This window comes from Lentzea indica (assembly GCF_012184385.1).
Classification (GTDB): domain Bacteria; phylum Actinomycetota; class Actinomycetes; order Mycobacteriales; family Pseudonocardiaceae; genus Lentzea; species Lentzea indica.
Genome location: NZ_VSRL01000140.1, coordinates 1 through 23,130, shown reverse-complemented (window position 1 = coordinate 23,130; position 23,130 = coordinate 1). Strand labels below are relative to the sequence as shown.

The following is a 23,130-nucleotide window of genomic DNA, read 5'->3' as shown; positions in this document are numbered from 1 at the left end:
CGACCGCCGCATCAGCGACCTCGACACCCTCAACACCGAACTCACCGCCTGGCAACACACCACCAACGCCAACCAGCGCGGAGTCGACTGGCAGTTCACCACCGACAACGCCCGCACCCGGCTCCGCCACCTATACCCCAAGAGTTAGCCGCGACGGTCTACTAGCGAAACCGATCGAGCAGCGCGGCCCGGATTTCCGGCCGCGTCCCGAACACGAGCAGGAACGTCGCTTCGCGGATCAGTCGCTGACCGTGCTCGTGCGGCAGGATGGCCCGGCTCCCGTCGTGCACGACGAGCGCCGCGGCCATCCTGAGCGCGAGCTCCGCCGCCTGTGCCCTGGCGTCGGGGATCAGGTCGTGGCCGACCTCGTGCAGCCGGTCCCGCGCCGCGTCGAGCTCGGCTTCGTCGTGCCCCATCAGCTTGATCGCCCGGTTCGCGACCCCGAGCGCGAGCGACCCGGTGAACCGCAGCGACTCGGGATCGCCCTTGAGGTGCTCGGTTCGCGTGATCATGGACGTGACCCGCTCGTGCGGCACGAACAGCCGATCGAACCGGAGCGTCACCGTCCGGCTCGCCTGCGCCGCGACCATCCTCAGCGGCTCTGTCGCAGAGAGTTCCGCGGTGTCCACCAACGCCCACACCAGGACGTCGTGCTCGTCCCGTGCCGCGACGTACAGCACGTCGATCATGTCCCACCCGGTGACCCACGGCGCCTGGCCGTCGAACAGCCAGCCTCCTCGCACGGCCTCGGCGGTGAGCAGCGGCGCTCCCGGCCGCACCGCTGCTCCCGCCGCGAGCCCGGCGCGGCACTGTCCGGTGGCGAGCGGGGACAGGTACTCGTCGCGAAGATCGTGGTTGTCGGTGCCCGCCACGGCGATGACGGCGCCGTGGTGCTGGACCCAGACGAACGTGGTGGCCAGACAGCCGCTCGCGAGCGTTTCCACGATCCGTTGCACCGTCGGGTAGTCGGGCACGTCGAGAATGGACTCCGGCGAGGCGAGGCCGTAGAACCCCGCGTCGGCCAGCAGGTCCAGGTGCGGGACGTGGTCCTGCGCGTCGACCTCCAGCGCCGCCGGGAACAGCACCTCGTCGGCGATCCGCTGTGCTTCGCGGAGGGCGTCACTCACGGGTTCGCGTCTTCCGGAGCTTGGCGGGGGCCTTGATCCGCCACGCCTCCTCGATCATCTCGGCCAGCTGGCCGGGGTCGACCTTCTCGAGGTCGACCAGGATCGACCCGTGACCGTCGTAGTGCGGTGTCGTGTAGAAGGCCGGGTCGCCGGAGGCGAGCAAAGCGGCCTTCTCGTCCAGGTCGCACATGAGCACGAGCCCGCCCTCGGCCTCCGTCCGGAGCCTGGCGAAGCCCTTGCCGGCCACCTTCAGCGAGGGAGTCCTGAACCAGGTGGACTCCTCCACCTCGGGCAGCCGCTTCGCGGTGTCGACCACGTCGTCCCAGGTTGGCATGCGTCCATCCTGACGGCCGCGCCGGTCGCGTGCTTGTACGAATGGAAGCTCTCGAACCTCCGCCGCCCGAACGGCGGTCTTGACAGCCGGACGCACTGGCCGCAACTTGTTGCAGATAGCGGAACGGGTTCTGTTGCGCGCAACTGCGGCGAAGGGTGTCCTGATGCCTGGAGATGTGCCTCGCGTGGTGCTCGTGGGGGCGGGGATCGTCGGTTGTGCGTTGGCCGACGAGCTCACCGAACGGGGCTTCACCGACGTCACGGTCCTGGACCAGGCGCAGGGTCTTGCCGCCGGCGGCTCGAGCAGCCACGCGCCGGGCCTGGTGTTCCAGACGAACCCGTGCCGCAGCATGACCTCGTTCGCCCGCTACACGGTCGAGAAGTACACCGCGCTGGGTTGCTTCGACCAGATCGGTGGCCTGGAGATCGCCACTTCGCCGGGACGCCTCGCCGACCTGACCCGTCGCCACGGATGGGCCACGTCGTGGGGCGTGGAGAGCCGCCTCGTCGACGCTGACGAGGTCGCGCGCCTGCACCCGTTGCTGGACCGGGAGCGGCTCCTCGGCGGGTTCCTGATCCCGAGTGACGGCCTCGCGAGGCCCGTTGCCGCGGCGGAGGTGCAGGCCGCGCGCGCCGTCGAGCGCGGCGCGCGGTTCGCGTTCGGGCAGAAGGTCGTCGCGGTGGAGACCGCCGGTGACCGCGTCACCGGCGTGCGCACCGAGACGGACGTCTTCCCGGCCGACATCGTGGTGTCGTGTGCCGGGATGTGGGGACCGGTGCTGGGGGAGATGGTCGGACTGACCATTCCGCTGGTGCCGATGGCGCACCAGTACGTCTTCACCGGCACCGTGAACGCCAGCTCCGAGGCCCTCGCCCGGCAGCCGATCCTGCGGCACCAGGAAGCGGACCTGTACTTCCGCGCCCACGGCGAGGCGCTGGGGATCGGGGCGTACGGGCACAGGCCCATGCCGATCGCGGCCAAGGACATCACCTCCTCGGAGCTGCCGTTCACCAAGGAGGACTTCGAGGAGTCGTGGGACGCGGCCGTCGAGCTGATCCCGGCGCTGGCCGAGGCCGGGGTCGATCACGGGTTCAACGGGCTGTTCTCGTTCACCAGTGACGGGATGCCGTTGCTGGGCGAGCATCCGCGGCTGCGGGGGTTCTGGGTGGCGGAGGCCGTGTGGATCACGCACTCCGCCGGTGTCGCCAAGGCGATGGCCGAGTGGATCGTCGACGGGCAGCCTGAGCTGGACCTGCATTCCAGCGACCTCAACCGGTTCGAGCAGGTGCAGCTGGCGCCGGACTACGTGCTGGAGCGGAGCTGCCAGAACTTCGTCGAGGTCTACGACGTGCTGCATCCGTTGCAGCCCATGGAGAGTCCGCGGCCGATCAGGACGAGTCCGTTCCACGGACGGCAGCAGGAGCTCGGCGCGTTCTTCCTGGAGGCGTCCGGGTGGGAGCGGCCGCACTGGTACGAGGCCAACGCGGACCTGCCGGAGGTCGCAGAAGTGCCGCGGCGCAACGAGTGGGCGAGCCGGTACTGGTCGCCGATCTGCGGTGCCGAGGCGCTCGTGACGCGCAAGCGGGTCGCGATGTTCGACATGACGCCGTTGAAGCGGCTGGAGGTCAGCGGGGCGGGAGCGCTGGAGTTCTTGCAGCGCATGACGACGAACAACCTCAACCGCAAGCCCGGCGCGGTCGTCTACACGCTGCTGCTGGACGAGCGGGGTGGGGTTCGCAGCGACCTCACGATCGCCCGCCTCGACGAGAACACCTTCCAGGTCGGCGCGAACGGCAACCTCGACCTCGACTGGCTCACCAGGCACGCGCCGGATGACGTCCACGTCAGGGACATCACGGCCGGCACGTGCTGCATCGGTTTGTGGGGGCCGAAAGCACGCGACCTCATCAACGAGATCTCGCACACGCTGGACACGCGGAAGGGCTACTTCACGGCGCAGAAGGCGTTCATCAAGAACGTTCCGGTGACGGCACTGCGACTGTCCTATGTGGGCGAACTCGGTTGGGAGCTCTACACCACCGCGGACATGGGACCCAAGCTGTGGGACACGCTGTGGGAGGCGGGGCAGCGGCACGGTGTCATCGCGGCCGGGCGCGGGGCGTTCAACAGCCTGAGGCTGGAGAAGGGCTACCGGTCCTGGGGCACGGACGTGACGACCGAGCACGACCCGTTCGAGGCGGGGCTCGGGTTCGCGGTCCGCACGGACAAGGACTTCGTGGGCAAGGAAGCACTGCTGAGCCGCACCTCCACCAAGAAGCTCACCTGTCTGACGATCGACGACCCGGAGAACGTGGTCATGGGCAGCGAACCCGTGTTCCACCAAGGGGAACCGGTCGGTTACGTCACGAGCGCCGCGTACGGGTACACGACGGGGCTCAACATCGCGTACGCGTGGCTGCCGACCGGCGTCGACGAGGTGGAGATCGAGTACTTCGGGCAGAGGGTCAAGGCGCACGCGGCGCAGGAGCCGTTGTTCGACCCCGAGATGAAGCGGCTCCGAGGCTGACGTGTCCTACGCATTTTTCGACCCTGCTCGCTTGAGAGGCGGAGCATGACCGGCAGCCTGATCTCGACCCTCGAGGGCCGCTACTACACCGACCCGGCGATCTTCGTCCGGGAGCAGGAGAACATCTTCGAGAAGATGTGGTTCTGCGCGGTCAAGTCGGGTGACCTCGCCAACCCCGGCGACTTCCGCACCGTGCAGGTCGGGCGCGAGAGCGTCCTCATCGCACGAGACCGTCACGGCGCCCTGAACGCGTTCCTGAACGTCTGCAGACATCGCGGCGCGCGCATCTGCGTCGACGAGGCAGGCAGCGTCAAGCGGGCGTTCCAGTGCCCGTACCACGCGTGGACCTACGCGTTGGACGGCAAGCTGATCGCCGCGCCGAACCTCACCTCGATGCCGGACGTCGACCGCGTGGAATACGGCCTGACGAAAGTGCATCTCCGTGAGTGGCTCGGCTACGCCTGGGTCAGCCTCGCCGACGAACCGCCGAGCTTCGAGGACGACGTCCTCAGCGCCGTGACAGAACGTCTCGGCACGCTGGAGGCCATCGACGGGTACGAGATCGACCAGTTGTCCGTGGGCAAACGAATCGTCTACGACGTCAAGGCCAACTGGAAGCTGATCATCGAGAACTTCATGGAGTGCTACCACTGCGCGACGATCCACCCCGAGCTCACCGAGGTGCTGCCCGAGTTCGCCGACGGCTACGCGGCGCAGTACTACGTGGGGCACGGCGCGGAGTTCGGCGACGAGATCAAGGGCTTCACCGTCGACGGCAGTGAGGGCTTCGGGAAACTCTCGGCCCTGGAAGAGGAACGGGACCGGAAGTATTACGCGATCACGATCAAGCCGCAGGTGTTCATCAACCTGGTGCCGGACCACGTGATCCTGCACCGCATGTACCCGCTGGCGGCGGATCGCACGATCGTCGAGTGCGATTGGCTCTACGCCAAGGAAGTGGTCGATACCGGCCGTGACGTCTCTCGCTCGGTCGAGCTGTTCCACCGGGTGAACGAGCAGGACTTCGAAGCCTGCGAGCGTTGCCAGCCCGCGATGGCCTCACGCGCCTACGCACGCGGTGGAGTGCTGGTGCCGTCAGAGCATCACATCGGAGGTTTCCACACGTGGCTGGTTCAGAAACTGGAATCAGCCGACTAGGGGATCGACGCATCACCCGTGCACGCGAAAGCTTGCACGGGTGATGGAGCAGACGGACTTCTTGCCCCCAGACGGGGAGCACGATCTCCTCCGCCGCATCCGGCAGCTGGCCGAGCGCGCGGAACGGACGGCGCACAACCGGTCCAACCTCGTTGGCCCGCCGCCGTCGCAAGAGCACCTGGACATCCTCGCGGAGATCAGAATGCTCTCCGAGGAGATGACCACGGCCACAGCGGGAACAGGCAGACGGGCCGAGACGTTGCCCCGGCCCGCCAGACCCGCGGATGACTTGATCCCAAACGGATGACTCTCAGCGACGCTGGCCGCGCACCATCTTGACGAGGCCCTTCATCGACTCTTCCAGTCCGGAGCCGAACGGGTTGTCGTGCACCAGGTACGTCCACGTCGAACTCGGCCGCTTCACACCGGCGTCGGCGAGGTCGTAGCCGTCGTCGGTGATCTTGGCCGCCTCGTACTTCTCCCTGGCCAGCTCCCACGACTCCGGCACGATCTTGTTGAACGCCGGGATGGCCTCGCGGTGGAACTCGTCCAACGGGTTCTGCCGGGCCAGCGCGCGCAGGTGGATGCCCTCACGCAGGTCTGACAGGAACGTCAGGTGGTGCGTCCACAGGTCGTCGAGGAAGAACAGCGTGATCTTGCGGGCGGCCTCGGCGGCCACCTCGTCCGGCGCGCCTTCCTTCTTGCCGAGCTTCTCGAACGCCGCGTCCGTGCGCAGCACCACGTCGCGGTGGTGGAGCAGCAGGTCGCGCTGGTGCTCGATCAGCTTGTTGTAGCGCCACGTGTTGCGGTGGATCTCCAGGTTCACGCCCTCGGCGACGCGCTGCGCGTGCTCGAAGGTGTGGATGAGGCCCTTGTCGTTGACGCGGCCGTCGTCGTCCACATCGGACGGATCCTCCGCGTCCGGCGCGTACTGGGTGACCAGCTCGTCCTGCATCGACGAGAAGAACACCGAGCCACCGGGGTCGCCCTGACGTCCCGCACGGCCGCGCAGCTGGTCGTCCAGGCGTGAGGACGAGTGGCGTCCGGTGCCGATCACGTACAGGCCGCCCAGCTCGGCGATCCGGTCGTGGTCCTCGCCCTCGTGGCCACCGAGACGGATGTCCGTACCGCGACCGGCCATCTGCGTGGAGACGGTGACGCGCCCGTACGAGCCGGCGTCGGCGATGATCGCCGCTTCCTCGGCGTCGTTCTTCGCGTTCAGCACCACGCACTCGAGCCCGGCGTCGCGCAGCTTGGAGGAGATCCGCTCGGACTCAGCGACGTCCAGCGTGCCGACGAGGATCGGCCGCCCGGTCTCGTGGACGGTCTTGATCTCCTCGACGATCGCCTCTTCCTTCTGCTCCAGCGTCGCGTAGAGGCGGAAGTGCTCGTCCTCGCGGATGTTCTCCTTGTTCGGCGGGATCACGAGCACCTCGAGCTCGTAGAACTCGCGCAGCGTCTCCGCGACGGCGACAGCGGTACCGGTCATGCCGCACCGCGTCGGGTACCGCCCCAGCAGCGCCTGCACCGTCATCGAGTCGAGGATCTCGCCCGACTCGGTCGTCTGCACGCTCTCCTTGGCTTCGACCGCGGCCTGCAGGCCGTCCGGCCACCGCTGCAGCTTCGCGACGCGGCCGCGGGTGTCGTTGATCAGGTGCACCTTGCCGTCGCGCACGATGTAGTCGACGTCGCGGTGCAGCAGCACCTGCGCGTGCAGGGCGACGTTCACCTTCGACAGAGTGGAGGTGACGTGCTCCTGCGAGTAGAGGTCGATCTCGCCGAGCGCGCGCTCGACGGCCTCCGAACCCGCGCCGGTGAGGAAGACGTTGCGCTCCTCGTCGTCGATCTCGTAGTGCAGGTTCTGCCTGAGCCGCTTCACGAGGTCCGCGATGACGGGGTCGGCGGCCTCCGCGCTGGTCGAGCCGGCGAGCACGAGCGGCACGCGCGCCTCGTCGACGAGCACCGAGTCGGCCTCGTCGATCAGCGCGACCTCCTGCTCGGGCACGATCACGTCTTCCTCGCGAGTGACGATCCGGTCGCGCAGGATGTCGAACCCGATCTCGCTGACGGGCGCGTACGTGACCTCGCACCGGTAGGCCTCGCGGCGCTCGTCGGCCTTCGAGCTGCCGTTGATCCAGCCCACCGAGACGCCGAGCAGCCGGTACAGCGGTCCCATCCACTCCGCGTCGCGCTGGGCGAGGTAGTCGTTGACGCTGACCACGTGGACGCGCTTGCCCTTGATCGCGAACCCGGCCGCGGCCATGGCGCCCGCGAGCGTCTTGCCCTCACCGGTCGCCATCTCGACGACGAGCCCGCTGAGCATGCCCAGGGCGCCGAGCACCTGCACGTCGAACGGACGCTGCCCGATGGCGCGCTCGGCGGCCTCACGCGTGAGGGCCACCAGCTCGGTGTCGTCGCTCTCCTCGCGCAGCTTCGCGGCGTGTGCCGTCAGCTCCTCGTCGCTGAACGCTTTGAACGTGTCAGCGTGTTTCTGCACGTCCTTGAGCAGTGCCTGGAACGGGGCGAGGTCAACCGACGCCGGTTTCTGCGCGAACCGGCGCATCCGCTGCTTGAAGCGCGCCATGAGAGTGGTCACGACGCAGCAACGTACGGCATCGGCCGCAGGTTCCGCAGAGGTCTTGACAGTGAAGCCGGAAATGTCCGGTTCACCTCGCCCCGAATCATAGAACTCGCAGGTCAGCTCACTCGGTTGGTCTCGGGGAGCTTGAGTGCCGAGAACAGCGTCGCCAGACCCATCAGGCACAGGAACGCGGACACGGACATCGACGTCCCGGTCGCCCCGAGCAGCGCCGTCATGATGAACGGCGTGCCGCCGCTGACCAGGATCGACGCCAGCTGGTAGGCGAGCGAGGCGCCCGAGTACCGCACGTGCGGCTCGAACAGCTCACCCAGGTAGGCCGCGATGGGCCCGTAGACCAGCGACGACGCGATGCCGCCGACCGTGGCCGCGACGAACATCCACACGAGCGAGCCGGTGTCGACCAGCAGGAAGTACGGGAACGCCCAGAGCGTGAGTCCCACGGCGCCCGCGATGATCAGCGGCCGCCTGCCGAGGCGGTCGGAGAGGTGCCCGGAGTAGAGGATCACCGGGATGCTCACGATCGACGACAGCAGGCTCACGATCAGCACGGACTCGCGGGAGAGGCCCAGTGTCGTGGTGGCGTAGGAGAGCAGGCCCGCGATCGAGACGTAGAAGATCGCGTTCGAGGCGAACATCAGGCCCGCGCCGAGCAGGATCGGCTTGCGGTGGGTGCGCAGGGCCTCCTTCAGCGGGGCTTGGACGACGGCCGGTCCGGAGGCGCGGCGTTCCTTCAGTTCACGGAAGACCGGGCTGTCCTCGACCTTCATCTGGATGAAGAGCACGACGGGGAACAGAACTGCCGACGCCAGGAACGGGATCCGCCAGCCCCACGAGGCGAACGCTGCCGGCGAGAGCGACGTGGTGGCGCTGATGAAGGCAACGTTGCCGAGCAGCACGCCGATCGGGACGCCGGCCTGGCCGAACGTGCCCGCGAAGCCGCGCTTCCCGGGGCCCGCCGTTTCGGTGAGCAGCAGGACCACGCCGCCCCACTGGCCGCCGACCGCGATGCCCTGCAGGAAGCGGAGCAGCACCAGGAGCAGAGGTGCGCCGACGCCGATGGCCGCCGTGGTGGGGAGCACGCCGATGAGGAACGTCGCGGCGGCCATCAGTGCCAGGCAGATCACCAGGGCCGGCTTGCGGCCGAACTTGTCGCCGACGTGGCCGAAGACCAGGCCGCCGATCGGGCGAGCGATGAAGCCCGCCCAGAACGTGCTGAACGACAGGAGCAGCGCCACGATCGGCGTTGCCTCGGGGAAGAACAATTTGGGAAACACAAGAGCCGCGGCGGTCGCGTAGATGAAGAAGTCGTACCACTCGAGGGACGAACCAACGAGTCCGGCTGCCATCAGCCTGCGCAAGGTCTTCTGTTCAGTCGGGGCGACACTGACCACGGCTTCTCCTTACCAGGTATCGACGAACGGGCGTTTCTTCCCTTGGGGGCGGGAAGTTGCGGGGGCCAGCGCCGTGGTGATCCAGCGGCGGGTGTCGGCCGGGTCGATCACGTCGTCGATCTCGAAGACCGAGGCGACGTTCAGCGCTTTGCCGTGCTCGTAGGCCATGGCGACCATCTGGTCGAAGCGCTGCTTGCGTTCTTCCGGGTCCTCGATGGCGTCGAGCTCTCGCCTGAACCCGAGTTTCACGGCGCCTTCGAGGCCCATCGGGCCGAACTCGCCGGTGGGCCAGGAGATGGCGAACTGCGGGACCTTGAGTGATCCCGCCGCCATCGCCTGGGCTCCCAGGCCGTAGGCCTTGCGGAGAACGACGAGTCCAAAGGGGACGGTGATGTTGGCGCCCGTCACGATCATGCGGGTGAGGTGGCGGACGGTGGCCGTGCGTTCGGCGTCGGGGCCGACCATGAAGCCCGGGGTGTCGCAGAGGGAGACGACCGGGAGGTCGAACGCGTCGCACAGCTGCAGGAAGCGGGCGCACTTGTCGGCCGCGTCGGCGTCGATCGCGCCGCCCAGGACGCCGGGGTCGTTGGCGATCAGGCCGAGGGGGCGGCCTTCGACGCGGACCAGGGCGGTCACGATGGCCTTGCCGAAGCCCTTGCGGAGTTCCAGGACCGAGTCGGTGTCGGCGAGGGTGTCGATGACCGTGCGGATGTCGTAGGCGCGGAGGCGGTTCTCGGGGATGGTGTGGCGGAGCCGGCGCTGGTCCGCGCACTTCCACGATCCGAAATTGTCGGTGCTGTCTGGGAGAATTGTTTTTAGGGGTTCCCCCGAGGGCGCGGACGAAGGCTGCGCACTCGTCGAGGGGACGCCTGCGGGAGCCTGGAAGTAGGAGAGGTACTTCTTCGCGACGGCAACAGCCTCTTCTTCGGTAGACACCGCGATGTCCACGACGCCGTTGGGCACCTGGACGTCCAACGGGCCGATGTCCTCGGGGCGGAACACGCCGAGGCCGCCGCCCTCGATCATCGCCGGACCGCCCATGCCGATGTTCGCGCCCTCGACCGCGATGATCACGTCGCACGTGCCGAGCAGCACCGCGTTGCCGGCGAAGCAGCGGCCCGCGACGACGCCCACCAGCGGCACTTGCCCGCTCAGCTGGGCGAACGCGTGGAACGAGCCGCAGTCGAGGCCGCTGACCATGCTGTGGTCGGTGTCGCCGGGACGTCCGCCGCCGCCCTCCGCGAACAGCACCACCGGCAGGTTCTCCTGCTGTGCCAGGGCGAAGAGGCGGTCCTTCTTCTGGTGGTTGCGCATGCCCTGTGTGCCGGCGAGCACGGCGTAGTCGTAGGACATCGCCACGATCCGTTGGCCGTTCACGACACCGATGCCGGCCACCATGCCGTCGGCGGGCGTGCGTTCGATCAGCTCTTCCAACGAACGGCGCTGCCGTTGGGCGGCGATCGCCAGTCCGCCGTACTCGACGAACGAGGAGCAAAGGTCCTCGATGTTCTCCCGTGCCGTCCGTCCGCCGGACGCGTGTCGCCGCGCGGCAGCCTCCGGGCGGTCGAACCGGTGACGTTCGAGCACCTCGGCCAGGTCCGGCCGGACGTGATCGAGGTCGACGGCAACCGAGTCCTCAGTGGACTCGCCGCCGCCGGAAGCGAGCAGCTGCCCCTCGGACACCGTGTCACCGACCGACACCAGCACGTCGCCGGACACCTGCACGACGTGCTGCATCTTCATCGCTTCCAGCACCACGGAATCCGGCGAGACGGCGACGACGGTGCCCGCCAGCGGCGCTCGCATCCCGGCCGCCGGCTCCTCGACGATGAAGTCAGTCGTCGCACCCACGATGTCGCGAGCCAGCAACGAGTTCAGGAACTCCAGGTTCGTGCCGACACCCTCGATGCGGAACTCGCGCAACGCCCGCCGCGCCCGGTTCAGGGCGACGTCCAGGTCCTCGCCGTGCACGACGAGCTTCGCGAGCAGCCCGTCGTACCGCGTCCCGACCCGATAACCGACGTACCCGTGCGTGTCGATGCGAACGCCGGGACCGGAAGGCAGTCCGAAAGCGGACAGGGTTCCGCCGGAGGTCTGGTTCACCCGGACCTGCACCGCCGCACCACGGTCGGAAGGCGTGAAGTCCACCTCGCCACCCCAGGCGAGCAACAGCTGGGTGCGCACGAGGTCCACACCGGACACCATTTCGGTGACGGTGTGCTCGACCTGAAGCCGCGGGTTGACCTCCAGGAACGCGAACGAGTCCCCGGACACCAGGAACTCCACCGTGCCGACACCGGTGTACCCGGCAGCGGAGGCGATGGCCGCGGCTGCGTCGTGAAGTGCCTTGCGCACCAAAGGATCCAGCAGGGGAGCGGGCGCGATCTCCACGACCTTCTGGTGCCGCAGCTGCAACGAGCAGTCGCGGTCACCGATCACGGACGTGCCCACCAGCTGCACCTCGATGTGCCGGGCGGAGGGCAGCAACCGTTCGAAGTAGACGTCCCCGACCCCGAACGCCGCCAGCGCCTCCGCCCGGCACGCCTCGACGGCACTGTCGAGGTCCTCCGGCCGGTGCACGGCCCGCATGCCCTTGCCGCCACCGCCGGCGACGGCCTTGACCATCACGGGGAACTCGCCCGGCGCCGCGTCCAGCACCGGGATCCCCAAGGACGCCGCCAAGGACCGGGCCCGCACCTTGTCGCCCAGCAGCTCCAGCACCTCGGGCGACGGCCCGACGAACGCCAGCCCGCGCTCGGCACATGCCCGTGCGAAAGAAGCGTTCTCGGACAGGAAGCCCCACCCCGGATGCACGGCCTGACATCCGTCGGCGGCGTCCAGGATCTGATCGACGTCCAGGTACGGCGAATCCCCACGCAGTGCGACGGCACGATCCGCGAGCGTCACGTGCAGGGAAGAAGCGTCGTCCTCCGCGTACACCGCCACGGTGCGGATTCCCAGGTCGGCGGCCGCGCGCAGCACGCGGACGGCGACCTCACCCCGGTTGGCGACGAGCAGCACGGCAATCCTCCTGAGCGACCGCTTAGTATGTGACGGCGGTCGCATGCTGCCATCTGAAGTCAACGGAAGTCCATACGGAACCGATCTGGGTGTTGAGGCGTCAACGGAACGCTTCAGAGGAAACCGACGATTCAGTTGGCAGACTTCCCCGCAAAGTTGCGAAGGGCTTCAGGAGGCCGCAGTGGTGTTCAAGAGGATGTTGCGCGCGTTCGGCGTGGGCGGGCCGACTGTCGACACGGTGCTGACCAACCCGAACGTTCGGCCTGGCGAGATGCTGAGCGGTGAGGTGCGGATCGCCGGCGGCGACCACCCGGCCGAGATCGACCACGTCACGCTGGCGCTGCTCACCCGCGTCGAGGTCGAGAGCGGCGACAACGAGTACAACACCAACATGGAGTTCCACAAGTTCTCCGTGGGACAGCGGATCATGGCCCAGCCGCACCAGAACCTGTCGCTGCCGTTCCAGGTCCCGGTGCCGGTCGAGTGCCCGCTCAACGTCGTGGGCGGCATGCAGCTCGCCGGCATGCAGCTCGGCCTGCGCACCGAGCTCGAGGTCCGCGGCGCCGTCGACCCCGGTGACCTCGACCCGATCTGGGTGCACCCGCTGCCGTCGCAGGACGCGGTGCTGCAGGCGTTCGGGCAGATGGGTTTCCGCTTCACGAAGGCGGACAACGAGCGTGGCCGCATCCACGGCGTGCCGCAGACGCTGCCGTTCTACCAGGAGATCGAGTTCTACCCGCCGCCGCAGTTCGCTGGCCGCGTCAAGCAGGTCGAGCTGACGTTCGTCACGACGCCCACCGAGCTGCACGTGATCCTGGAGGCCGACAAGCGCGCCGGGCTGCTCCGTGCGGGTGGTGACGCGTACGGCCGTTTCGCTGTTTCGCACCAGCAGGCGGTCGGCACGGACTGGACCGCGACGATCAACCAGTGGATGAGCCAGGTCTCCGGCAGCCGCTGGTAGCTCTCAAGCTGCGGATCATGCCGAGGGACGGGATGATTTTCTCCGAGATCCCCGAGCGCATCGGGGAGTAGCGGAGGAGGCGTCCGTGACCATCGAGAGCATTCTCGGCGCGCTCATCATCGGTCTGATCCTGGGCTTGCTGGGCAAGCTGTTCGCACCGGGCAAGCAGGCCATCCCGATCTGGCTGACCCTGCTGGTCGGCATCGCGGCCGCGTTCGTCGGGACGTGGATCGCCCGGCTGCTCGGCGTGGCGGACACGGCGGGCATCGACTGGATCGAGGTGATCGTGCAGATCATCGTCGCCGCAGTCGGTGTCTCGGTCGTGGCCGGCGTGTACGGCCGCAAGGCGATTCGTTAGTCAGCTCGTCGGACGGACCATCCTGAGGACGAGGTCGGCGTACAAGGCGCCGATCTCGTCGGGGGTCCGCTTCCCGCTCGGCTGGTACCAGCGCGCGACGTCGATGCACAGCGACAGCACGGCCAGGGTCGCGCCCTTGAGGTCCGGCACGTCGAACACGCCCTCCGCGACGCCGTCGGAGATGTACGCACGCATCTGCTGCTCGATCTGCCGGCGCAGCTCCGCCACCTCCGCGTGGTGTTCACGAGAGAGCGCGCCGAGCTCGTACTGCACCACCCGTGCCGTCGTGTGGTACTCCGCGTGCCAGCCCGCGAACGCAGCCACGGCGTTCTTCAGTCGTTCCACCGCGTCGCCGCCCTGGATGCTCGACAGCAGGGTGAGCGACGTCTGGTGGCCGACGAGCGAGATGTTGAAGAGCAGCTCTTCTTTGGACCGGTAGTGGATGTACACGGCCGCGGGTGACATGCCCGCGAGAGAAGCGATGTCACGGGTCGTGGTGGCGTGATACCCCTTGCCTGCGAACGCGTGGACTGCTGCGATGAGCATGCGGCGGGCGGCGTCCGGGGTCACGGCTCGCCAGATCTCGTCGAGCAGCGCGAACTCGTCCGGTCCAGCCGTGAGTTTGGGGCCGGTCGTCGTCATCAGGCCGCTCCTCGCGTGTTGACAGGTGATGAATCGTACTGCACGCTAAGCGGGCGCTTAGCGCTAAGCAACCGCTTAGTATGGAGGTAGTCGTGCAGCGGACGCTGTTCAACGAGGATCACGCCGCGTTCCGGGAGTCGGCGAAGGCGTTCGTCGAGCGCACGGTCACGCCGAACGTCGAGAAGTTCATCGAGCAGCGCGTGATCGACCGCGACGTGTGGCTGGAGGCCGGTCGCCAGGGTCTGCTGGGCCTCGAGATCCCCGAGGAGTACGGCGGCAGCGGCGCGAACGACTACCGGTTCAACACGGTGTTCGCCGAAGAGCTGTGCCGGGTCAACGCGGCTGTCGCGTCGTCGCTGGGCATCCACGGCGACGTCGTGGCCCCTTACCTCGTCGACCTGTGCACCGAGGAGCAGAAGCAGCGCTGGCTGCCCGGCATGTGCACCGGCGAGATCAAGACCGGCATCGCGATGACCGAGCCTTCCGGTGGGTCGGACCTGGCGGCGCTGAAGACCAACGCGGTCCGCGACGGCTCCGACTGGATCCTCAACGGCTCCAAGACGTTCATCACCAACGGCTACACCGCCGACATGATCGTCGTGGCGGCGCGCACCGACCCGTCGAAGGGTGCTCGCGGCATCACGCTGTTCGCCGTCGAGACCGGCATGCCCGGCTTCGAGCGCGGCCGCAAGCTCGACAAGGTCGGCCAGCACCCGTCCGACACCGCGGAGCTGTTCTTCTCCGACGTGCGCCTCTCGCAGGAACACGTCATCGGTGAGGAGGGCCAGGGCTTCATCTACATGATGGAACGCCTGCCGCAGGAGCGGATCGGCGGCGCCATCTCGAACCTGGCGCACGCCCAGGGCGTCTTCGACGAGACGCTCGAGTACGTCAAGGAGCGCAAGGCGTTCGGCCAGGCGATCGGCAAGTTCCAGCACAACAAGTTCCTGCTCGCCGAGCTGCGCACGAAGCTGGACGTCTCGCAGGCGTTCATCGACACCCTCACCATGCAGCACGTCAAGGGCGAGCTGACCGCGGTCGAGGCGGCGCAGGCGAAGTACTGGAGCGCCGACATCGAGAACGAGGTCATCGACGCCTGCGTGCAGCTGCACGGCGGCTACGGCTACATGACCGAGTACCGCGTCGCCCGTGCCTGGATGGACGCCCGCGTCACGAAGATCTGGGCGGGCTCCAACGAGATCATGAAGGAACTCATCGGCCGCGACCTGGGCCTGTAAGGGGTGTTTTGTGGCTGAAGCAGTCGTCGTCTCCACCGCCCGGTCGCCGATCGGGCGTGCCCGCAAGGGATCCCTGGTCTCGTTGAGGCCGGACGACCTGGCCGCGCAGGTGATCTCCGCCGCGCTGAAGGACGTTCCGGCCACCGAGATCACCGACCTGCACCTCGGATGCGCCGAGCCGCAGGACGAGCACGGCCAGAACATCGCGCGCCGCGTGGCCGTGCAGCTCGGGTACGACAACGTGCCCGGCACGACCGTGAACCGGTTCTGCGCCTCCTCGGTGCAGACCGCGCGGATGGCCTTCCACGCCATCAAGGCGGGGGAGGGGCACGCGTTCATTTCCGCCGGTGTCGAGTGCGTTTCCCGGTACATGCACTCCGGCGCGCCGTCGTTCAACCCGTTGTTCGACGAGGCTCAGCAGCGGACTCTGGACACGGCCGCCTCCAACGTTTTGTGGACCGATCCGCGGTTGGACGGCAAGCTGCCCGACTACTACATCTCGATGGGCCAGACCGCGGAGAACGTCGCCACGCAGATGGGCATCTCGCGGCACGACCAGGACGAGTTCGGCGTGCGGTCGCAGAACCTCGCGGAGAAGGCGATCGCGGACGGGTTCTTCGCCCGCGAGATCACGCCCGTCGTGCTGCCCGACGGCACTGTCGTCTCTGCTGACGACGGTCCGCGTGCCGGCGTGACCTATGAGGCTGTTGCTTCTTTGAAGCCGTCGTTCCGGCCGATGGCACGGTCACGCCCGGCAACTGCTGCCCGCTGAACGACGGCGCGGCCGCTGTGGTGATCATGAGTTCCACGCGGGCGAAGGAGCTGGGGCTGACGCCGTTGGCGCGCATCGTTTCCACCGGTGTTTCCGGGCTTTCGCCGGAGATCATGGGTCTTGGCCCGGTGGAGGCGACCCGTCAGGCGCTGGGACACGCCGGTCTGTCCATTTCGGACATCGACCTGGTCGAGATCAACGAGGCGTTCGCGGTGCAGGTGCTCGGCAGCCAGCGTGCCCTGGGCATCGACATCGACAAGCTGAACGTGCACGGCGGCGCGATCGCTTTGGGCCACCCGTTCGGCTCGACCGGCGCGCGGATCATGACGACGCTGATCAACGGCATGCAGGCCCGCGACGCCCAGTTCGGGCTGGAGACGATGTGCGTCGGCGGCGGTCAGGGCATGGCGATCATCCTGGAACGACTGAGCTGAAAGGTTCTGGCGAAGTGGGAATCCTGGACAAGTTCCGTTTGGACGGGAAGGTCGCGATCGTCACGGGCGCGTCCTCTGGTCTTGGCGTGGCGTTCGCGAAGGGGCTCGCGGAGGCTGGCGCTGACGTCGTGCTGGCGGCCCGTCGTGCGGACAAGCTGAAGGACACGGCCGCCCTGGTCGAGTCGGTCGGCCGCCGCGCGCTCGTCGTGCAGTGCGACGTCTCGCAGCCCGACGACTGCCGTGAGGTCGCGCGTGCGGCCGCCGAGTTCGGCACTGTTGCTGTGCTGGTGAACAACGCTGGTGTGGCGTCCGCGGTGCCGGCTTCGCGGGAGACGCCGGAGGAGTTCCTCGGCGTCATGGACGTGAACCTCAACGGCGCCTATTGGATGGCTCAGGCGGCAGCTTCCGTCATGAAGTCCGGTGGGTCGATCATCAACATCTCCAGCGTGCTGGGGCTGGTGACCGGCGGCATCCCGCAGGCCGCCTACTCGGCTTCGAAGGCCGGGCTGCTGGGTCTGACGCGCGATCTGGCGCAGCAGTGGACCGGGCGCAAGGGCATCAGGGTCAACGCGATCTGTCCCGGCTTCTTCACCTCGGAGATGACCGACCAGTACCCGCCCGGCTACATGGAGAAGATGCAGGCGGTGCTGCCGGCCGGACGCATCGGCGACCCGGAGGAACTGGCTGCGGCCGTTGTCTTCCTGGCTTCACCTGCCGGTGGGTACGTGACGGGCGAGACGCTCGTTGTCGACGGTGGCGCGGTCATCGTCTGATCTCCGCTGGACACGTCAGGGACGATCAGCACGTGATATCGCTGGATCAGGTGCTGGTCGTCGACGTGGAGTCGACGTGCTGGGAAGGATCGCCGCCTCCCGGTGAGGTCTCGGAGATCATCGAGATCGGGATCTGCCCGGTCGAGGTGGGCTCCGGGGTCCGTGGCGAGCGGCGAAGTGTTCTGGTGCGGCCCACGCGGTCGTCCGTCAGTCCCTTTTGCACTCAGCTGACCACGTTGACGCAGGAGCAGGTCTCCTCGGGCGTCTCGTTCGCTGAGGCGTGCGCGTTGCTGCGCAAGGAGTTCCGTTCGGACAACCGGGTCTGGGCTTCCTACGGTGACTACGACCGCAACATGTTCTCGCGGCAGTGCAAGGACCTCGGCGTGAAGTATCCGTTCGGGCCACGGCACGTCAACGTCAAGACGCTCTTCGCTCTGGTTCACGCGTTGCCGCGCGAGGTCGGCATGGCCGAGGCGATGCGCATCGCCGGGCAGAAGCTCGACGGAACGCACCACCGCGGCCACGACGACGCCTACAACATCGCCGGCCTGCTGGCCGAACTGCTCAGAAAGTGATCACGTCGGCCGTGTTCGGGTTCGTCTTGCCCTGGAGCACGGCCTGCCACACCTCGATCAGCTCGTCCGGGCCGCTGTGCCCGACGACGCCGACCCAGTCGCCTGCCCGCGCGGTGAAGCCGCGCCACGCCTCGCCGAAGCGCTGAGCCAGGCCGTCAGAGCCCCAGTCGGCGGTGCGCTTGCGCAGCTGTTCGGGAGCGAAGAAGAACTCGGAGCGCGGGTCCGCGGAGGCCGCCTGGTGGGTGAGGCCGATCGAGATGTCCTTGACCAGCTCGGAGCCGAGGCGGTCGTGCAGCGTCGCGCGCAGGTCGGCCGAGCCGCTGAAGTCCAGGTACACCGCGGGTTCGACGTCGACGGCGGCGTCGTAGGGGAGCACGCTGTCGTAGAGGCCCAGGCTCTTCGTGAACTCCACGTTGCGCGGCGATGTCAGGCCCACGAGCCGCACGCCTTGGTTGTGAAGGCATTGCGCGGTGCCGAACGCGGTCTTGCTGGAGGCGGAAGAGATCACGACGGTGCGGGCGCCGTAGAAGCCGTTGTCCGCCAGCCGGTCGGCGAGCAGGAACGACGTGAGGAACAGCGGCCGGTACAGCACCTGGAGGTCTTCCAGCCGCGGGTCGTAGGCAGGGTCGCTGGTGGTGACGAGGTAGCTGTTGTAGACGGCCGGCAGGTCCGCGCGGTGCTCGCTGACGTCGACGAAACCGGACGAGGTCAGCTTGGGCCGCACCACGAGGTGGCTGGCCATCGGCAGGTAGCCGTAGACGCGGGTGCCGGCCGGGAGGCCGTCCACTGTGGATTCGACCACGTCGGCGAAGCCCCACACCGGGATGACGCCGCGGCCTTCCGCAGTGGTGGGGAAGAAGCGCCAGTAGCCGATGACGTCAGCGATCACGCCGTAGGTGACGTTGTTGGCGGTGAGGCCGACCCTGTCGACGCGCAGCAGCGCCTCGCCGTCAGTCAGCGCGGGCAGTTCGTCGTGCAGCACTTCGGTTTTGGTGAGGTCGTCGCGGGCGACGACAACGGTCCAGCGACTGATCATTGCCAGAATTCTCCTAGGTCGGGAGGTACGCTCCGGTCGTGACCGTGCCTGAAAGACTGATCGACGCCGCCACCCGCCTGTTCGCGGACAAGGGGTACGAGCGCGTCGCCGTGCAGGAGATCGTGGAGCGCGCCGGTGTCACCAAGGGCGCGATGTACCACTACTTCGGGTCGAAGGACGACCTGCTGCACGAGATCTACGGGCGGTTGCTGCGGATGCAGACCGAACGGCTGGAGAAGATCGCCTCGGGTGACGCGCCGATCGCCGACCGGCTGCGCGAGGCCGCCATCGACGTGATCATCACGAGCGTCGACAACTTCGACGCCGCCAAGGTGTTCTTCCGGTCGATCGATCATCTCTCCGCCGAGAAGCAAAAAGAGGTGCGGGCGGAACGGCGGCGCTACCACGAGAAGTTCCGCGGTCTGGTCGAGGAAGGGCAGCGGGAAGGGACCTTCCGCGCCGACGTGCCCGCCGACCTCGCCACGCACTACTTCTTCGGCTCGCTGCACCACCTGGGTACGTGGTACCGCCCGGACGGGGAGATCCCGGCCGGGCGGCTGGCGGAGCACTACGCGGATCTGCTGATCCACAGCCTCAGTGTTTGATCATTAGGGAACAATCACGCTGACGATCTCGGCCACGCAGGCGGGCTTGTCGCTGCCCTCGATCTCGATGACGACCTTGGTCACGAGCTGCTTGCCCAGCGAGATGTCCGAGACGTCCAGCAGCTCGACCCCGCCGCGCACCCTGGCGCCCACGAGCACCGGCTGCGGGAAGCGGACCTTGTTGCTGCCGTAGTTCACGCCCATCTTGATGTTCTTGACGGTGTAGATGTCACGCACCAGGTACGGCACCAGCGACAGCGTCAGGTAGCCGTGCGCCACCGGTCCGCCGAACGGGCCCTTCTTCGCCTTCTCGACGTCGATGTGGATCCACTGGTGGTCCAGCGTCGCGTCGGCGAAGAGGTTGACCTGCTCCTGCGTGACCTCGTGCCACTCGCCGAAACCGAGGTGCTCGCCCTTGGCGGCGACCAGCTCGTCGATGTTCTCGAAGACGCGCATGTGTCAGTCCTTCGGTCCGCCGGCGACGTAGATGACCTGGCCGGACACGAACCCGGCACCCTCGCTGACGAGGAACGACGCGGTGTGCGCGATGTCCTCGGGCTGTCCGACGCGCGCGACCGGGATCGTCTGCGCGGCACCGTTGATCAGGTCCTCGAACGAGATCTTCATGCGCTCGGCGGTCGCCTTGGTCATCTCGGTGGCGATGAAGCCGGGCGCGATCGCGTTGACCGTGACGCCGAACTTGCCGAGCTCGATCGCGAGGGTCTTGGTGAAGCCCTGCAGACCGGCCTTGGCGGCGGAGTAGTTGGCCTGGCCGCGGTTGCCGAGCGCGCTCGTGGACGACAGGTTGACGATGCGGCCGAAGCCTTCCTTCGTCTGGTGGGCCTGAACGGCCTTGCTCATCAGGAACGCGCCGCGCAGGTGCACGTTCATGACCGTGTCCCAGTCGCCCGCGGTCATCTTGAACAGCAGGTTGTCGCGCAGCACGCCGGCGTTGTTGATCAGCACGGTGGGTGCGCCGAGCTCCTCGGCGACCTTCGCGACCGCGGCGTTGACCTGCTCCTCGTCGGACACGTCGACCTTCAGGCCGATGGCGCGCCCACCGCCCGCGACGATCTTCGCGGCGCCGTCGAGCACGCCAGGCTCGTCGAGGTCGAGCAACGCGACGGCCAGGCCGTCCGCGGCGAGACGCTGCGCGACGGCGGCACCGATGCCGCGAGCCGCGCCGGTGACGATGGCAACCCTGTCGGCCACGGGTCCTCCTTCGTTGGGGGATGGTGAGCTAAGCAAGCGCTTAGTAACGTACCTATCAGTCCGCTTGACGTCCAGCGCTGCGCGGACGACCATACCGACTGGTCGGAATGTTCGCCTAGAAGTTGTCACCGCGAGGAGGCAGGTGCCCGTGGAACTCACCGGCAAGGTCGCGCTCATCACCGGCGGATCGAACGGCATCGGTGCCGCGTCCGCCCGGCGTCTGGCTGAGCGCGGCGCGCGTCTCGTGATCGCCGACATCGACGCTGACCAGGGCAAAGTCGTTGCCGATGAGGTCGGCGGCGTGTTCGTGCGCTGCGATGTGACCGATCCAGCGGACTCCGCTTCGGCCGTCGAGGTGGCCGTGCGGGAGTTCGGTGGCCTGGACATCGCGTTCTTGAACGCCGGCATCGGCACCGGGTGCTCGTTGGGTGACGACTTCGACGTTGAGCTCTATCGGCGCGCGATGGCCATCAACCTGGACGGTGTCGTCTACGGCGTGCACGCGGCTCTGCCCGCGTTGCGCGCCTCCGGTGGCCAGATCATCGCCACGGCGTCGATGGCCGGTCTCATGCCGATGCCCGGCGATCCTGTCTACGGCGCCAACAAGGCCGCCGTCGTGGGCTTGGTGCGTGCGCTCGGCGGCGCGTACACGGATGTCCGTGTGAACGCGCTTTGTCCCGCGTTCGCCGACACCAACATCATCACGCCGCTGCGCTCGACGCTGGAGGACATCGGCATGCCGATCCTGCCGGTGTCGGCCGTGGTGGACACGTTCATGTCCATTGTGGAGGGTTCGGGAACCGGCGAGGCCTGGTTCGTCCAGGCAGGCAGGGCGTCGGAGCCGTTCGGGTTCCGCAACCCGCCAGGGCCGCGTGCCGCCGACGGCTCGCGGGTCGGCGCCGCTTCTTTGGATCCTGTTTCTATCGCGCTCAAGGAGAGCTGACGTGCGTGCCATTCAGATCACCGAGTTCGGTGGACCAGAGGTGCTCCAGCAGGTGGACCTGCCCGACCCGGTGCCGGCAGAGGGCGAGGTGCTGATCAACGTTTCGCGCGCCGGCCTGAACTACGCCGACACGCACCAGGCGGAGAACTCCTACCTGGCTCGCATGACCCTGCCGTTGGTGCCGGGTGGCGAAGTCGCCGGCACGACCGTCGATGGCCGGCGGGTCGTTGCGTTGACCAAGAACTCCGGTGGGTACGCGGAGAAGGCCGTCGCGCCCGCTTTGACGACGTTCGACGTGCCGGACGGTGTGGACGACCTGACCGCGCTGTCGTTGGTCGTGCAGGGCGCCACGGCCTGGTTGTTGCTGCGGAAGTCGACTCACCTCGAGGCCGGGGAGTCGGTTGTCGTTCACGCCGCTGCCGGTGGTGTGGGCACGATCGCGGTGCAGCTGGCCAAGTTGTGGGGTGCTGGACGGGTCATCGCTACCGCTTCTTCTGACGACAAGCGGAAGCTGGCCCTCGACCTCGGGGCGGACGTTGCTGTCGACTCGCGCTCCGAGGACATGACCGCGACGTTGATCGAAGCCAACGGCGGACGTCGGGTCGACATCGTGCTCGACATGACTGGAGGGGCTACCACTGATCAGTCGTTGGTGGCGCTGGCTCCGTTCGGGCGGCTTGCGTTTTATGGCATGGCCTCGCGGGAAAGGCCGAAGCCGGTCGATCTCGGATCGTTGCTCGTGCACTCCACGACCGTTGCGGGTATGTGGCTGCCCCACGCCCTGAAGGTTCGGGATGCCGAGCACGGGACGCTGGCGCATCGGGCCATGGCTGAGCTGTTTCAGCTTGTGGTTGATGGGAAGTTGAAGGCTGTTCCTGGTGGGGAGTACGGGATGGGGGAGATTCGGCAAGCACACGAGGATCTTCGGTCTCGGCGGACGGCTGGGAAGTTGTTGCTTGATCCGTCTCGGTGAGGGTTGGCTTTGCGCGTTCGTTGCGTAGGCCGTCTCCCTGTTTCGTTGGCGGCTGCCGGTTTCGTGTCCGTAGGTGGGCGCGTTGCGTTGTTTAGCTGGCGGTTGCGAGAGTTTTCTGGGGCGCTGCCCCAGACCCCGCCAATCTGATCAAAGACCTGTCCAGCGCCGCGCGTGGGTTGATGGCACGCCTGTTGCGTTGGGCGGCTTGCGGCTGCGTAGGTGGTGCTGTTGGTGTGGGGTGGTCCCGTCACGAGTCGCACGGAGGCAGCCACACCCGAGGGGATAGGTCAAGTCGACGAAAAGCGTGTCGACTTGACCTATCCCCTCGGGCGCGGCAGGACGCGTCGGTACGACTCGTGACGGGACCACCCCACCGGCGTTGTGTGTGAAGGGCGGGCTCGGCTAATGAGTGCTGAGCCGGCCGTTTCTGGCAGGCTCGGCCTGTGGC

At 67.6% G+C, this 23,130-nt stretch carries 19 protein-coding genes and 1 pseudogene; 11 read left to right on the top strand and 9 right to left on the bottom strand.

Features of this window, described 5'->3' with window-relative positions; translation table 11 throughout:
• Positions 1-161: 161 nt before the first annotated feature.
• Together FXN61_RS30800 and FXN61_RS30795 are read right to left on the bottom strand one after the other, a co-directional pair.
• Entirely contained in the window at positions 162-1,127 is a 966-nt protein-coding gene (locus FXN61_RS30800) for an acyl-CoA dehydrogenase family protein (protein WP_167977499.1), read from the bottom strand.
• The gene (locus FXN61_RS30795) at positions 1,120-1,461 is read right to left on the bottom strand and encodes an MmcQ/YjbR family DNA-binding protein (protein ID WP_167977498.1); all 342 of its coding nucleotides are present in this window, start codon (positions 1,459-1,461) and stop codon (positions 1,120-1,122) included. The genes FXN61_RS30800 and FXN61_RS30795 overlap by 8 nt, the downstream gene beginning before the upstream one ends.
• Positions 1,462-1,624: 163 nt before the next feature.
• On the opposite strand from FXN61_RS30795, the gene FXN61_RS30790 reads away from it, so the two are divergent.
• Together FXN61_RS30790 and FXN61_RS30785 are read left to right on the top strand one after the other, a co-directional pair.
• Positions 1,625-3,988, top strand: coding sequence for a GcvT family protein (locus tag FXN61_RS30790; protein WP_167977497.1), 2,364 nt, complete (start codon positions 1,625-1,627; stop codon positions 3,986-3,988).
• Between the two features lie 45 nt (positions 3,989-4,033).
• Positions 4,034-5,146 (top strand): aromatic ring-hydroxylating oxygenase subunit alpha, encoded by a 1,113-nt coding sequence (locus FXN61_RS30785; RefSeq protein ID WP_167977496.1) that lies wholly within the window; start codon positions 4,034-4,036, stop codon positions 5,144-5,146.
• A gap of 310 nt (positions 5,147-5,456) precedes the next feature.
• On the opposite strand, the gene secA2 is transcribed toward FXN61_RS30785, so the two are convergent.
• The 3 genes from secA2 to FXN61_RS30770 form a co-directional block, all read right to left on the bottom strand.
• Positions 5,457-7,742 (bottom strand): accessory Sec system translocase SecA2, encoded by a 2,286-nt coding sequence (secA2, locus tag FXN61_RS30780; protein WP_312878112.1) that lies wholly within the window; start codon positions 7,740-7,742, stop codon positions 5,457-5,459.
• 101 nt (positions 7,743-7,843) lie between these two features.
• Positions 7,844-9,139, bottom strand: coding sequence for an MFS transporter (locus tag FXN61_RS30775; RefSeq protein ID WP_312878111.1), 1,296 nt, complete (start codon positions 9,137-9,139; stop codon positions 7,844-7,846).
• Positions 9,140-9,148: 9 nt separating this feature from the next.
• The gene (locus FXN61_RS30770; RefSeq protein WP_312878110.1) at positions 9,149-12,160 is read right to left on the bottom strand and encodes a carboxyl transferase domain-containing protein; all 3,012 of its coding nucleotides are present in this window, start codon (positions 12,158-12,160) and stop codon (positions 9,149-9,151) included.
• A 181-nt stretch (positions 12,161-12,341) separates the two neighbouring features.
• On the opposite strand from FXN61_RS30770, the gene FXN61_RS30765 reads away from it, so the two are divergent.
• Entirely contained in the window at positions 12,342-13,121 is a 780-nt protein-coding gene (locus FXN61_RS30765) for a sporulation protein (protein ID WP_167977495.1), read from the top strand.
• 85 nt (positions 13,122-13,206) lie between these two features.
• Positions 13,207-13,479: a GlsB/YeaQ/YmgE family stress response membrane protein gene (locus FXN61_RS30760; RefSeq protein ID WP_167977494.1), complete on the top strand. Its 273-nt coding sequence runs from the start codon at positions 13,207-13,209 to the stop codon at positions 13,477-13,479.
• Here FXN61_RS30760 and FXN61_RS30755 read toward each other — a convergent pair whose 3' ends face one another.
• Positions 13,480-14,121, bottom strand: coding sequence for a TetR/AcrR family transcriptional regulator (locus FXN61_RS30755; RefSeq protein WP_167977493.1), 642 nt, complete (start codon positions 14,119-14,121; stop codon positions 13,480-13,482).
• 92 nt (positions 14,122-14,213) lie between these two features.
• Between FXN61_RS30755 and FXN61_RS30750 the strand changes: the two genes are divergently transcribed.
• The 4 genes and pseudogenes from FXN61_RS30750 to FXN61_RS30735 all read left to right on the top strand — a co-directional run bounded on the left by FXN61_RS30750 (position 14,214) and on the right by FXN61_RS30735 (position 17,913).
• A complete protein-coding gene (locus FXN61_RS30750; RefSeq protein WP_167977492.1) occupies positions 14,214-15,359 on the top strand; it encodes an acyl-CoA dehydrogenase family protein in 1,146 nt (381 codons plus the stop codon).
• 10 nt (positions 15,360-15,369) lie between these two features.
• Positions 15,370-16,565 (top strand): annotated as a pseudogene (locus tag FXN61_RS30745) (acetyl-CoA C-acetyltransferase).
• A gap of 14 nt (positions 16,566-16,579) precedes the next feature.
• Positions 16,580-17,338 (top strand): SDR family NAD(P)-dependent oxidoreductase, encoded by a 759-nt coding sequence (locus FXN61_RS30740; protein WP_167977491.1) that lies wholly within the window; start codon positions 16,580-16,582, stop codon positions 17,336-17,338.
• 32 nt (positions 17,339-17,370) lie between these two features.
• On the top strand, positions 17,371-17,913 hold the full coding sequence (locus tag FXN61_RS30735) for a 3'-5' exonuclease (RefSeq protein ID WP_167977490.1): 543 nt from the start codon (positions 17,371-17,373) through the stop codon (positions 17,911-17,913).
• Here FXN61_RS30735 and FXN61_RS30730 read toward each other — a convergent pair.
• Positions 17,903-18,949 carry a DUF2855 family protein gene (locus tag FXN61_RS30730; RefSeq protein WP_167977489.1) on the bottom strand — a complete coding sequence of 349 codons (1,047 nt, stop codon included), beginning with the start codon at positions 18,947-18,949 and terminating at the stop codon, positions 17,903-17,905. The genes FXN61_RS30735 and FXN61_RS30730 overlap by 11 nt on opposite strands.
• A 38-nt stretch (positions 18,950-18,987) precedes the next feature.
• Between FXN61_RS30730 and FXN61_RS30725 the strand changes: the two genes are divergently transcribed.
• Positions 18,988-19,554 (top strand): TetR/AcrR family transcriptional regulator, encoded by a 567-nt coding sequence (locus tag FXN61_RS30725; protein WP_167977488.1) that lies wholly within the window; start codon positions 18,988-18,990, stop codon positions 19,552-19,554.
• A gap of 3 nt (positions 19,555-19,557) precedes the next feature.
• On the opposite strand, the gene FXN61_RS30720 is transcribed toward FXN61_RS30725, so the two are convergent.
• Positions 19,558-20,010, bottom strand: a complete 453-nt coding sequence (locus tag FXN61_RS30720; RefSeq protein WP_167977487.1) for a MaoC family dehydratase — start codon at positions 20,008-20,010, stop codon at positions 19,558-19,560.
• Positions 20,011-20,013: 3 nt separating this feature from the next.
• Complete coding sequence (locus FXN61_RS30715; RefSeq protein WP_312878109.1) at positions 20,014-20,766, bottom strand: SDR family oxidoreductase; 753 nt, start codon at positions 20,764-20,766, stop codon at positions 20,014-20,016.
• A gap of 142 nt (positions 20,767-20,908) precedes the next feature.
• Here FXN61_RS30715 and FXN61_RS30710 point away from each other — a divergent pair, with 142 nt between their 5' ends.
• Both FXN61_RS30710 and FXN61_RS30705 read left to right on the top strand, forming a co-directional pair.
• Complete coding sequence (locus tag FXN61_RS30710) at positions 20,909-21,709, top strand: SDR family NAD(P)-dependent oxidoreductase (RefSeq protein WP_312878108.1); 801 nt, start codon at positions 20,909-20,911, stop codon at positions 21,707-21,709.
• A 1-nt stretch (position 21,710) separates the two neighbouring features.
• Positions 21,711-22,682 (top strand): quinone oxidoreductase family protein, encoded by a 972-nt coding sequence (locus FXN61_RS30705; protein WP_167977484.1) that lies wholly within the window; start codon positions 21,711-21,713, stop codon positions 22,680-22,682.
• Positions 22,683-23,130: the final 448 nt, after the last annotated feature.